We start from the raw sequence: 11,252 nt of genomic DNA, 5'->3' as shown, positions 1-11,252 counted from the left end.
AATATTATTTATATTTTTGTTTTTAGTTTAATGAGCGTATAAAACACCAAGACCCCCCCCCCCCCCCCGGGGGCGCCCCCCCCCGCGCCCCCGCCCCCCCACCCACTCGCCCACCCATGTACACCGACGACGGGGGGACCCACGTATGTCCGACACCGCCCGCGGCAGGCTTGCCGACGCCCGCCTCTACCTCTGCACGGACGCCCGCCGCCGGCAGGGCGACCTCGCCGAGTTCCTGGACGCGGTCCTGGCCGGTGGTGTCGACATCGTCCAGCTCCGTGACAAGGGCATGGAGGCCGCCGAGGAGCTGGAGCACCTGAAGGTCTTCGCCGAGGCCTGCGCCCGGCACGGCAAGCTCCTCGCGGTCAACGACCGGGCCGACGTCGCCCACGCCGCCTCCGCCCAGGTGCTCCACCTCGGCCAGGGCGACCTCCCGGTCCCCTCGGCCCGTGCGATCCTCGGCGACGACGTCCTGATCGGCCGCTCCACGCACGCCGAGTCCGAGGCCGCCGCGGCTGCCGTCCAGGAGGGCGTGGACTACTTCTGCACCGGCCCCTGCTGGCCCACCCCCACCAAGCCCGGCCGCCACGCCCCCGGCCTCGACCTGGTCCGGTACACGGCCGCCCTGGGCACCGACCGCCCCTGGTTCGCCATCGGCGGCATCGACCTCGCCCGTCTGGACGAGGTGCTGGACGCGGGCGCCCGTCGGGTGGTCGTGGTCCGCGGGATCACCGAGGCCGACGACCCGGGAGCGGCCGCGGCGGAGTTCGCCAAGCGACTCAGGCAGGCGTAGGGCCCATCTGTCCGTGTTCCTGTCCAAGGGGTGGACAGGAGGCCGACAATTCGGGCAAATTTCCGGTGCTCTGTTGGGGGACCGCCCACCCCTGGCTAACCTGCGGGTATGGCCCTCGGAACCGCATCCACCAGGACTGATCGCGCACGCACCGTGCGCGACATGCTCGCCACCGGCAAGACGACGTACTCGTTCGAGTTCTACGCGCCGAAGACCCCCCAGGGCGAGCGGAACCTGTGGAACGCGCTGCGCAGGGTGGAGGCCGTGGCCCCCGACTTCGTCTCCGTCACCTACGGAGCGGGCGGTTCCACGCGCGCGACCACGGTCAAGGAGACCCAGCAGATCGTCGTGGACACGACGCTCACCCCGGTCGCCCACCTCACCGCGGTCGACCATTCCATCGCCGAACTGCGCAACATCATCGGCCAGTACGCGGACGCCGGCATCCGCAACATGCTCGCCGTGCGCGGAGACCCGCCCGGCGACCCGATGGGCGACTGGATCCCGCACCCGAAGGGCCTGACGTACGCGGCGGAGCTCGTCCGGCTCATCAAGGAGTCGGGCGACTTCTGCGTGGGCGTCGCCGCGTTCCCGGAGATGCACCCGCGGTCCGCGGAGTGGGACACGGATGTCGCCCACTTCGTCGACAAGTGCCGTGCGGGGGCCGACTACGCCATCACGCAGATGTTCTTCCAGCCGGAGTCGTATCTGCGGCTGCGTGACCGCGTGGCGGCCGCCGGCTGTGACACTCCGGTCATTCCGGAGGTGTTGCCTGTCACCAGCGTGAAGATGCTGGAACGGTTGCCCAAACTCAGCAATGCGCACTTCCCGGACGCCCTGAAAGAGCGGATCCTCACAGCGAAGGACGATCCGGCGGCGGTACGCTCCATTGGCATCGAGTTCGCCACGGAGTTCTGCGCACGGCTGCTGGCCGAGGGAGTGCCCGGACTGCACTTCATCACGCTCAACAACTCCACGGCGACCCTGGAAATCTACGAGAACCTGGGCCTGCACCATCCCCCGCAGGCCTAGACCGGCCGCACCGCGGTACGACACACTGCGTAGCGGTCACTGGGAGAGGGGCGTACATGGGCTGGACGGTCCTCTACATCGCGTTCGGCATCGTCGCACTGTGGTTGCTGGGCGAAGTGCTGCTGCAATACAAGGCGCGGCTGCGCTGGCGGCTGCTCGCCTTCGTCGGCTTCCTGGGTGTCGTGCTCGGCGTACTGATGCCGTCCGTCATCGTGATCGGCCTGGGCGCGATCGCCTTCGCGATCGGACAGACCTACGTCACGCTCTCCTTCCGCCGCGGCTTCGCCGCGGGCTGGGCCGTCAAGCGACCGGAGGCCGAGGCCGAGGGCGGTGGCAGCAAGCGCCGCCGCGGCAGGAGGGACCGGAACGACCCGAGCCTCGAGGTCTCCGACCTGGAGGCCGCGGAGGCCGATGACGACCGGGGCGCCGACCACGGCCGCGAGCAGCTCGCCTACGGCGACGACTACGACCGGGACGACGTCTTCACCCCGGCCCGCTCTCCCGAGCCCACCGCCGCCGAGACCACCGCTGTCTACGAGCCCCAGCCCCTCCCCGAGGACACCGGCTCCTACGGCGTCTACGGCGACACCGCCTACGCGGGTGCCGCCCAGCAGCAGTCCGCGGACCAGAACTACGCCTACGACCACTCGGGCTACGCCCAGCAGGGTTACGGCTACGACACCGGCGGCCAGCAGAGCTACGCCAACTACTCGGACCCGTACATCGGCACCCAGTCCTATGGCGGCGGCACCGCGTACGACCCCGGCTACGGCCAGCAGCAGTACGGTCAGCAGGGTTACGGCCAGGACCCGTACGCCACCGGCGGGTACGACGGGACCCCGGCCGGCGGCGTCTGGGTCCCGCAGCAGCGCAACGACGAGACCTACGGCGGCGAACTCCCGCAGGAGCAGCCGTACCCGTACCAGGGCCACGGGCAGCAGCAGCCGCAGCCGGGCGCCGGGTACGACGAGCAGTACCGTTTCTGAGACCCCGCTCCGCTCACTGCGAGCCGCGGAACTCCGGACCCTCCACGATCAGCCCGGCCACCAGCGCGCCGGACATGCCGGCGTGGGCGAGCCCACCGCCAGGATGTGACCAGCCCCCGGCCGTGAACAGGCCGGGCAACGCCGTGGTGTTGGACGGGTGCAGCACGCCCTCCGGCGCGGCGAGCGCGGGCGGTGGAACCGCACCGCCCGTGGCGCCGGTTTCCCGCTCGGTGTCCAGGGGTGTGCGGACCTCGCGCCACAGCACCCGCTCGCGCAGTCCCGGCACGGCACGCTCGGCGGCTGCGGCCATCCGGTCCGCGAAGGCTTCGGCGGCCCCCGGCGCTGCCCAGTCGTACTCCGTCGCCGGTGGCACCGTCGCCGTCAGCACCACGGACTCGTGCTCCCCGTCGGGACGCAGGGCCGGGTCGTCCGGCCGGTCCACGACGACCGTCGGCAGGTCGGGGATCACCCCGTGCCGGAACAGGTCCAGGTCACCCTCACCGTCGGCCGAGTGCACCACCGTGCGGTGCACGGCGCCGGGCTCCGGTGCACCGCGCAGTGCCAGGCACACGACCGCCCGGCCCGGGTAGCGGTCCTCGTGTTCCGGGAGCACGTCCTGTGCGCCGTACAGTTCCCTGCCCGCGACCATGCCGCCCAGCCGCCGGGGCGCCGTGCCGACGACGAAGTCCGCCTCGGTCACTGTGCTGTCGGCCAGCTCCACCCCGGCCGCCCGGCCGTCCTTCTCCAGGACCCGGACGACGTCGGCGCCGAAGACGAACTCGACCCGCCGCTCCAGGCACCGCTCGTACACCGCGCGCGCCAGCTCCCGGATTCCGCCGCGCACGTACCAGGTGCCGAAGGCGTGCTCCATGTAGGGCAGCACGGCGGCGCTCGCCGGGGCGGTCCCGGGATCGACGCCGTACGCGAGCGCGTAGCCGTCCAGCAGCTGTGCCAGCCGTGGGTCGCGCAGTTCCCAGGCGCCGATCTCGTGCAGCTTCACCGCGCGCCGCGTGCGCAGCAGACGCTTGTGCGGAACCCCGGGATACGGCTCCTTCTCGTCCAGCACCTGCCAGTTGGGCCACAGGGGCTCCTCCAGCAGCGGCCGGCGCGTGCGGTCCCAGGCCTCGCGGGCCCGCACCAGGAAGTCCCCCCAGCGCTGCCCGGCTCCCGCCCCCAGTGCCTCGTCCAGAGCCGCGACGGCACCCGCGCGCGAGGCGTTCGGCAGGGAGACCTCGGTGCCGTCCGCGAAGACGTGCCGGGAGGACAGGTCGACCTGGACCAGCTCGACGCAGTCCTCCAGCGGCCGCTTGCCGGTCTTGAGGAACAGATCGCGGTAGACCGCGGGCAGCGTCAGCAGTCCGGGACCGGTGTCGAAGGCGAACCCGTCCCGCTCGAAGCGGCGCACCGCGCCGCCGTACGTCTCGTCCCGCTCGTACACCGCCACCCGGTGGCCCGCGACGGCCAGCCGGGCAGCGGCCGCCATCGCGCCCATGCCGGCGCCGATCACCGCAATCCGTGCCATGCCTGCGACTTTATCGACCGCCACTGACAGCCCGGTCCGCGGGCGGTCGCCGGGCCGTCAGCCGGGCGGCCCGGACATCCGCGAGGCCAGCCGCCGCTCCTCGCGCCGCTGGGCCCGGCGCCGCAGGAAGCGACGGATGCGGGAGACGAGGAACACCAGCACCACGAGCCCGGAGACGAGCAGCACCGCGGCGATGACGGCCGCCGCCTCCGGATGGAACATCGCGAACGAGACGATGCCGGCCACCCCGAGATCCTCGGCGAGGCTCAGGACGAAGTTGCTGAACGGCTCGGGTGAGGTGTTGACCGCCATGCGCGTCCCGGCCTTCACGGTGTGACTGGCCAGCGCGGTGGAACCGCCGATGAGACCGGCCGCCACGTCCGACATCGAGCCGCTGTGCCCGGCGAGCAGCGCCCCGACCCAGGCGCCCGCGAGCGGCCGCACGACCGTGTGGACGGAATCCCACACCGAGTCGACGTACGGGATCTTGTCGGCGACCGCCTCGCACAGGAACAGCACGCCCGCCACGATCAGCACCTCGGGGCGCTGCAAGGTCTGCGGGACGTCGCTGCTCACTCCCGTCACGCCGAAGAGGCCGAGCAGCAGCACCACCGCGTAGGCGTTGATGCCGCTGGCCCAGCCGCTGGTGAAGACCAGAGGGAGTACCGACACGGACGCGATCGTAGCCAGGCGGCGGGCCGGCGTCGTGGGCACGCGCGCGGACGCCTGAGTATCCGTACTCAGACGGCGAGATGAGTACGGACGCGGATGGGCCGCGAGCCGTGTCGACGGGAGAGTGGAGACACGGCAGGGGGCGCGGGCCGGGACCGCCGACACGGGGCGGCGGAACGGCGCTCGCGCCCTGGCCGCTCCTTCCGCCGATCCGTCGGCGGAAGCGAGGCACGGGGGACCCGGGGCAGACCACCACGGGGGACCATCGGGGGAAACCGTACGGGGGAGTACGGGAAGTACGGGGAGTGGGAAGGCGCCGGTCCGGCAGCGGACCGGCGCCTTTCTCGTGCTCCTGGAGTGCTCAGCCCTTTCCGCTCACGCGCCCCTGGAGCAGCCGGGACAGGGCCGCGTGGACGTCGTCCAGGGAGCGCTCGGGCTGGAAGGCCTTCCAGTCCAGGGCGGCCACCAGCACCATGCCGACCAGCGCGGCCGCCGTCAGCTGGACGTCGATCTCCTCGCTGAACTCGCCGGCCGCCACGCCCTCGCGCAGCACCCCCTCGACGACGGCGACGGCCTCCTGGCGCACCACCATCAGGGTGGACTGCCAGGCGCGGTTGGTGCGCCACAGCTCGGCCACGTAGAGCTGGGTGAAGGCCGGGTAGCGGTCGATGAAGACCAGGCCTGCGCGGACCATCGCGTCCAGCGCGTCCACCTTGCTGCCGCCCTCGGCCGCGGTCCGCTCCGCCGCCTCCCGCAGGGAGGCGGTGAGGAGACCCACGCCGTGCCGCAGCAGTTCCTCGAAGAGGACCGACTTGCTCGCGAAGTTGTAGTAGACCGTGCCCTTCGCGACCCCGGCCCGCTCGGCGATCTCGTCCACCGTGGTGGCGGAGAAGCCCTGTTCGGCGATGAGGGTGACGGCCGCCTCGTAGAGCTTCTGCCGGGTGGCCTCGCGGCGCGTGCTGCCGCCGGACGTGGCGCTGCTGCTTTCCATGGCCCTGATTGTCACAGGTACGCGCGCGTGCAGGGACTTGTCGGCGATCACAGGCTCAGCTCCGGGTGCAGCCGGTCCAGCGTCCACACCTGGCGGCGCCGGGCCGCGAGCGCGGTGAGCGCGACAGCGCCCGCGGTGAACGCGGCCAGCACGCCGCACGCCTGCCACACCGGGCCGAGCCCGCCGCCCGTGATCAGCCGGCGCAGGGCCGCCACGATGTAGCTCATCGGCAGGAACGGGTGCAGGGCGTTGAAGAAGCCCGGACTGGTCTGCACGGGATAGGTGCCGCCCGCCGAGGTCAGCTGGAGCATCAGCAGGGCCAGGACGAGGATCCGGCCGGCCGCGCCGAAGCGGGCGTTGAGCCACTGCACGATCGACGCGAAGCACGCCGCCACGAGGAACAGGAAGCCGACCGTGCCGACCGCCCGCGCCATCTGCAGGCCGATCGCCCAGTGCAGCACGGACATCAGGGCGACCGTCTGCAGCACGCCCACCGCTGCCACCGGCAGCCAGCCGGCCAGAGCGATCCGCCAGGCCGGCGCACCGGCCGCCAGGGCACGCCGGTTGAGCGGCGGGATCAGCATGTACGCCACCATCGCGCCCACCCACAGGGACAGCGGAATGAAGTACGGGGCGAACCCGGTGCCGTAGTTGGGCGCCTTGTGCAGGTCGTGGGAGGCCAGCTGGACCGGGTCGGCCATCACGTCGGTGCGCCGGTCGCGGTCCTGCTTGTCGTAGTCAGGGATCTTCTTCGCGCCGTCGTGCAGACCGCCGGCGAGCTTTCCGGAGCCGTCGACGAGCTTGTACATGCCGCCGCTGAGCGTGTCGGCGCCCGAGTGGGCCGTGCCGATGCCCTTGTCGAGCACGGTCGCGCCGGTCTCCGCGGTGCCGATCCCGGTGTGCAGCTTCTTGGCGCCCGCGGCGACCTCGGCCGCGCCGTCGTTCAGCTCGTTGATCTTCTTGACGGCGTCGGACACGTCCTCGTAGAGGTGCGGCGCGCGGTCGGCCAGGGCCTGGGACTGCTTCTGGAGTGTGCCGAGGTTGTCCCGCAGCGTCTTGAGGTCACCGTCCTGGTCGGCGATCAGCGTGTTGAGGTCGTCGGCGACGGTGGCCACGTCGGCGGCCGCCTGCCTGGCCTTCTTCAGGTCGGGGCAGACCGGGTCGGGGATCACGGCGCTCTCACAGCGCGCCTTGTAGACCTCGTCCAGGACGGCGGAGGAGGCGTGGGCGGTCTCGGCGGCGGCCGGCGCGAGTTCCACGAGGACGTCGAGGTTGTGGCGGACCGCCTTGGCCGAGTCGGCGACCAGCTGGGCGGTGTCCCCGATGGTCTTCTCGTTGTCCTTCAGGAACGGACCGGTCTGTTTGTAGACGCCGTTGACGTTGTCCGCGAGGGTCTGCGTGCCGTCCGCGACCTGCTGCGAGCCGTCCTCCAGGTCGCTCGCGCCGCTGGTGAGCTTCGTCAGGCCCTTGGAGAGCTTGCCGCTGCCGCTCTTGGCGTCCTTCAGGCCGTCCGCGAGGTCCTTGGAGCCCTTCTCCGCCTTCCCGAGGCCGCCCTTGAGCCGGTCGGCGCCCTCGGCCGCCGTCACGGTCTTGTCGTGGATGCCGGAGAAGGAGATGAAGATCTTGTCCAGGAAGGTCCGGGACGCCTTGGTGGAGGCGGCCGTGCGGACCTCGTTGAAGACCGTCCGGGAGATCTGCCCGACGATGTAGTTGTTCGCGTCGTTCGTACGCACCCGGAGCGCGCCCGTCTCCGGGGAGTCGCCCGAACTGGAGGCGATCCGCTCGCTGAAGTCGCCCGGCATCGTCAGCGACAGGTAGTAGGTGCCGTCCTCGACGCCCCGGCGGGCCTCGGCGCCGCTCACCTCGTGCCACTCGAAGGTCCGGCTGTCGCGCAGCCCGTCCACGATGTCGTCGCCGGCCGCGATCTTCTTCCCGCCGGCCGTCGCGCCCTTGTCGTCGTTCACCAGGGCCACCGGGATGCGGTCCAGACGGCCGTACGGGTCCCAGAACGACCACAGGTACAGCGCGCCGTAGAGCAGGGGCAGCACGAGCAGCGCGACCAGCGCGGCGCGTGGCAGCTTCCCCCGCCCGAAGCGCCTCAGCTCAAGCGCGGCCAGCCTCGGCGAGCGCATCGGCCTCCTCCTTCGGGTCGCTCTGGTGGGTGGGAACGGAAAGGCAGTCCTCGGGGGCGGTGCGGCACACGGCCACGACCGTCGTCCCCGCGCGCGTGAGGGACCGCAGCAGGTCCCAGACCTCGGCGCGTTCGGCCTCCGAGAGCTTCGTGTCGACGTCGTCCACGCCGACCAGCCCGGGCCGCCCGAGGAGGGCCAGCGCGAGGGACAGGCGCAGCTCCTGGGGCCGCTCCAGGTCGCGTACGGCCGTCCGGGAGCCCTTGGGGAGCGTCTCCAGGTCGAGTCCGGAGGCGGCCAGGGCCGCGTCCACCCGCAGCCGTGCCTCGTGGGCGCGCTCCGCGCGGGGCCGCAGCACCTCGCGCAGCGAGTCGCCGAACCTGCGCTGGAGCAGGGCCCGTTCCCGCAGGTGCTCCCCGACGGTCAGGGCAGGCTCCAGGTCGGTGACACCGGCCACGTTGGCCACGGCACCGACACGGCGTACGGCCGCCATGTGCCGGGGGAGCCGGAACCCGCCCACCGCGGCCGCCCCCTCGGTGGCCTTCATCCGTCCCGTGAGCGCGAGGAGCAGACTCGTACGGCCGGAGCCGGAGGGTCCCTCGACCGCGATCAGCGAGCCGGGTCGTGCGTCGAAAGTGATGCCGCGAAAGGCCCATCCCCGTGGCCCTTTGAGCCCGAGGCCCTCGGCCGTGACGTCCACGCCGTCCACAAGCCCCCCTGCCTGCTTGCCGTTATTTGAACTGACTGGTCAGTGCAAAAATACGCCCGAACCTGCGATCGAGGCAAAAGCCCAGGTCAGAACGGATTGTCAGTGCCATACCCCACGATGGGCACATACGGCATCCGTGCCGTCACCCAGACGACAGGAGGTTCGTCATGGCCAACTCCTCCGCAGCCGCCGCCCACCGGCGCCGCGCCACCGGCCCTGCCCCCTCACTGACCGGCCCGGCGAGCGATGTGCACCCCGTGCTCCGCCGGGCCACGGCTCCGCCCGCCGCCCTCGAGTTGCTCGCCCAGGCCCGCGCCGGACTCGACGAGGCGGACCGCCTGGAAACCCCCAACGAGCGCTATGCGACGGCCCATCTCGCCGCCCTGCGCACCGCCGCCGCCGTGCTCGCCGCCCGGGGGCGCCCCGAGATCTCCCCGCGCCGCCGGGCCCGCATCCGCAGCGCCTGGGAGGTGCTCCCCGAGATCACCCCCGAACTGACCGAATGGAGCGCGCTGTTCGCCTCCGGTGCGGCCCGGCGCGCCCGCGCCGAGGCGGGCATCCAGGGAGCGGCCGGACAGCGGGACGCCGACGACCTGATACGCGACGTGGCGATGTTCCTCCGCATCGTCGAGCGGATGCTGGTGCTCCAGCCCGTCCTGCCCCAGCCCCGCCAGGACGCCGGCGAACAGGGCGGCCACGGCACCCGCGGCGACCTCCCGGACGCGGGCTGACGGCCCATGGTCCGCCGTACGAGACGCACCCGGCCCACCCCGCCGTGATGACCGGGCAGGCCACCGGAGGCAATAGGGTGGAGGTCGCCTGAAGCCGTCCGCCCTGCCGAGGAGTCAACTGCCGTGTCGGACCCGATGCGCCCGCCCGTCTCCCACCACCACCCCCAGGGGACGTCGCTGCGCTCCGACCCCTCTCGACCCCGCGCCTCTCTCCGTACCGCCGTGGTCTGGGAGGTCCTCCAGGACGCCCTCGACCGCCGTGTCAAGGCCACGGGGCGGGACTCGCTGGACGTGCTCGACACCGGGGGCGGCAGCGGCAACTTCGCCGTGCCCGTCGCCCGCCTCGGCCACCGCGTCACCGTCGTGGACCCCAGCCCGAACGCGTTGTTCGCGCTGGAGCGCCGCGCCGCCGAGGCGGGCGTCGCCGACCGGGTCAAGGGCGTCCAGGGCGACGCCCACGGCCTGTTCGACGTGGTCGAGCGCGGTGGCTACGACGCCGTGCTGTGCCACGGCGTCCTGGAGTACGTGGACGACCCCGCCGAGGGCATCCGCAACGCGGTGGCCGCGCTGCGCTCCGAGGGCGTCCTCAGCGTGCTCGCCGCCGGTCTCGGCGGTGCCGTCCTCGCCCGGGCCCTCGCCGGCCACTTCAAGGAGGCCAAGCAGGCCCTGGAGAACCCGGAGGGCCGCTGGGGCGCCGGCGACCCGATGCCGCGCCGCTTCACCGCCGAGCAGCTCACCGAGCTGGTCGAGAGCGCGGGGCTGCGGATCGGCGCCGTGCACGGCGTGCGGATCTTCGCCGACCTGGTGCCCGGCGTTCTGGTGGACACCGAGCCCGGCGCCCTCGATGCCCTGCTGAAGCTGGAGGCCGCCGCGGCCGAGCTGCCGGCCTTCCACTCCGTCGCCACCCAGCTCCATGTGCTCGGTGAGGTGCGCGGGGCCGCGGAGGCCTGAGCGGCCTTCCGGGACCTGCCGCTGATCAGGGCCTTGGCGGCAGATGGAGTACGACACAAGACCCCCCGATCGTGGGGTTTGCGCCGTATGATCGAGGTATACCGTCCGGCATGACGGACCGGCCGTCGGGGAATGGAAGCCTCAGCGAGCCGGGACGGCCATGACGGATTCCGGTTGGCCTATTGGCGTAGAGGGGCGGGTTTCACGGGGGCGATTCCCTGCCTATCCTGAAGGGACCCCCAGGGTCGCCCCGGCGACTGCACGATGAGGAGGACTCCGTGCCGCTCTCGGAGCACGAGCAGCGCATGCTCGAGCAGATGGAGCGAGCGCTGTACGCCGAAGATCCCAAGTTCGCGTCGGCGCTTGAGGGAAGTGGGCTGCGGACGTACACCCGGCGGCGGGTCTACCAGGCGGTCGCAGGCTTCCTCGTGGGTATCGCGCTCCTCATGGCCGGAATGGTCGCACAGCAGATCTGGGTCAGCGTGGTGGGCTTCCTCGTCATGCTGGGCTGTGCCGTTCTTGCCGTCACAGGTTGGCGCAAGGCACCCAAGCCGGGTGAACAGCCGGCAGCGGGCGCCGCTCGCCGGCAGGTGCGGCAGAAGCGCTCCATGATGGACCGGATCGAGCAGCGCTGGCAGCGTCGCCGAGACGATCAGGGCCACTAGAAGTTCCCTTGAGACATGAGTGAGGGGCGGCCACCCGGTGGGTGGCGGAGCCGGGCGTTCATCGATTCGAC

The 11,252-nt window shown here is 71.9% G+C and carries 11 protein-coding genes; 6 read left to right on the top strand and 5 right to left on the bottom strand.

All coding sequences use genetic code 11. The annotated features are described in order from the left end of the window. Positions 1-145 precede the first annotated feature (145 nt). The 3 genes from thiE (at position 146) to ABZ471_RS45565 (ending at position 2,811) form a co-directional block, all read left to right on the top strand. Complete coding sequence (thiE, locus tag ABZ471_RS45575; protein WP_359075056.1) at positions 146-793, top strand: thiamine phosphate synthase; 648 nt, start codon at positions 146-148, stop codon at positions 791-793. A 108-nt stretch (positions 794-901) separates the two neighbouring features. Next, positions 902-1,825 (top strand): methylenetetrahydrofolate reductase [NAD(P)H], encoded by a 924-nt coding sequence (gene metF, locus ABZ471_RS45570; RefSeq protein WP_359075055.1) that lies wholly within the window; start codon positions 902-904, stop codon positions 1,823-1,825. A gap of 56 nt (positions 1,826-1,881) precedes the next feature. Continuing rightward, positions 1,882-2,811 carry a hypothetical protein gene (locus ABZ471_RS45565; protein WP_359075054.1) on the top strand — a complete coding sequence of 310 codons (930 nt, stop codon included), beginning with the start codon at positions 1,882-1,884 and terminating at the stop codon, positions 2,809-2,811. A gap of 13 nt (positions 2,812-2,824) precedes the next feature. Here the strand turns inward: ABZ471_RS45565 and ABZ471_RS45560 are convergent, their stop codons facing one another. From ABZ471_RS45560 to ABZ471_RS45540, 5 genes are all read right to left on the bottom strand, one after another. Continuing rightward, positions 2,825-4,333 (bottom strand): NAD(P)/FAD-dependent oxidoreductase, encoded by a 1,509-nt coding sequence (locus ABZ471_RS45560; protein ID WP_359075053.1) that lies wholly within the window; start codon positions 4,331-4,333, stop codon positions 2,825-2,827. A 57-nt stretch (positions 4,334-4,390) separates the two neighbouring features. Next, positions 4,391-5,005 carry a DUF4126 domain-containing protein gene (locus ABZ471_RS45555; RefSeq protein ID WP_359075052.1) on the bottom strand — a complete coding sequence of 205 codons (615 nt, stop codon included), beginning with the start codon at positions 5,003-5,005 and terminating at the stop codon, positions 4,391-4,393. Between the two features lie 361 nt (positions 5,006-5,366). Further along, a complete protein-coding gene (locus ABZ471_RS45550) occupies positions 5,367-5,996 on the bottom strand; it encodes a TetR/AcrR family transcriptional regulator (protein WP_359075051.1) in 630 nt (209 codons plus the stop codon). Between the two features lie 47 nt (positions 5,997-6,043). After that, entirely contained in the window at positions 6,044-8,128 is a 2,085-nt protein-coding gene (locus ABZ471_RS45545; protein ID WP_359075050.1) for a YhgE/Pip domain-containing protein, read from the bottom strand. Beyond that, positions 8,100-8,834, bottom strand: a complete 735-nt coding sequence (locus tag ABZ471_RS45540) for an ATP-binding cassette domain-containing protein (protein ID WP_359075049.1) — start codon at positions 8,832-8,834, stop codon at positions 8,100-8,102. Before ABZ471_RS45540 ends, ABZ471_RS45545 begins: the two co-directional genes overlap by 29 nt. A gap of 167 nt (positions 8,835-9,001) precedes the next feature. Between ABZ471_RS45540 and ABZ471_RS45535 the strand changes: the two genes are divergently transcribed. The 3 genes from ABZ471_RS45535 to ABZ471_RS45525 all read left to right on the top strand — a co-directional run bounded on the left by ABZ471_RS45535 (position 9,002) and on the right by ABZ471_RS45525 (position 11,181). Beyond that, positions 9,002-9,565 (top strand): SAV_6107 family HEPN domain-containing protein, encoded by a 564-nt coding sequence (locus ABZ471_RS45535; protein ID WP_359075048.1) that lies wholly within the window; start codon positions 9,002-9,004, stop codon positions 9,563-9,565. Positions 9,566-9,688: 123 nt separating this feature from the next. After that, positions 9,689-10,516: a methyltransferase gene (locus ABZ471_RS45530; protein ID WP_359075047.1), complete on the top strand. Its 828-nt coding sequence runs from the start codon at positions 9,689-9,691 to the stop codon at positions 10,514-10,516. A 278-nt stretch (positions 10,517-10,794) separates the two neighbouring features. Further along, complete coding sequence (locus ABZ471_RS45525; RefSeq protein WP_359075046.1) at positions 10,795-11,181, top strand: DUF3040 domain-containing protein; 387 nt, start codon at positions 10,795-10,797, stop codon at positions 11,179-11,181. The last annotated feature ends 71 nt before the right edge of the window (positions 11,182-11,252 follow it).

Origin of the sequence: Streptomyces sp. NPDC005728, from assembly GCF_040630895.1 — a bacterium.
GTDB lineage: Bacteria > Actinomycetota > Actinomycetes > Streptomycetales > Streptomycetaceae > Streptomyces.
Note: the sequence above shows the minus strand (reverse complement) of the source record. Positions and strands in the feature narration are given on the sequence as shown.

Bases quoted from the DNA above. Each gene is read 5' to 3' on its own strand.
- thiE (WP_359075056.1), top strand. From the start codon at position 146: ATGTCCGACACCGCCCGCGGCAGGCTTGCCGACGCCCGCCTCTACCTC.
- metF (WP_359075055.1), top strand. From the start codon at position 902: ATGGCCCTCGGAACCGCATCCACCAGGACTGATCGCGCACGCACCGTG.
- ABZ471_RS45565 (WP_359075054.1), top strand. From the start codon at position 1,882: ATGGGCTGGACGGTCCTCTACATCGCGTTCGGCATCGTCGCACTGTGG.
- ABZ471_RS45560 (WP_359075053.1), bottom strand. From the start codon at position 4,333: ATGGCACGGATTGCGGTGATCGGCGCCGGCATGGGCGCGATGGCGGCC.
- ABZ471_RS45550 (WP_359075051.1), bottom strand. From the start codon at position 5,996: ATGGAAAGCAGCAGCGCCACGTCCGGCGGCAGCACGCGCCGCGAGGCC.
- ABZ471_RS45545 (WP_359075050.1), bottom strand. From the start codon at position 8,128: ATGCGCTCGCCGAGGCTGGCCGCGCTTGAGCTGAGGCGCTTCGGGCGG.
- ABZ471_RS45535 (WP_359075048.1), top strand. From the start codon at position 9,002: ATGGCCAACTCCTCCGCAGCCGCCGCCCACCGGCGCCGCGCCACCGGC.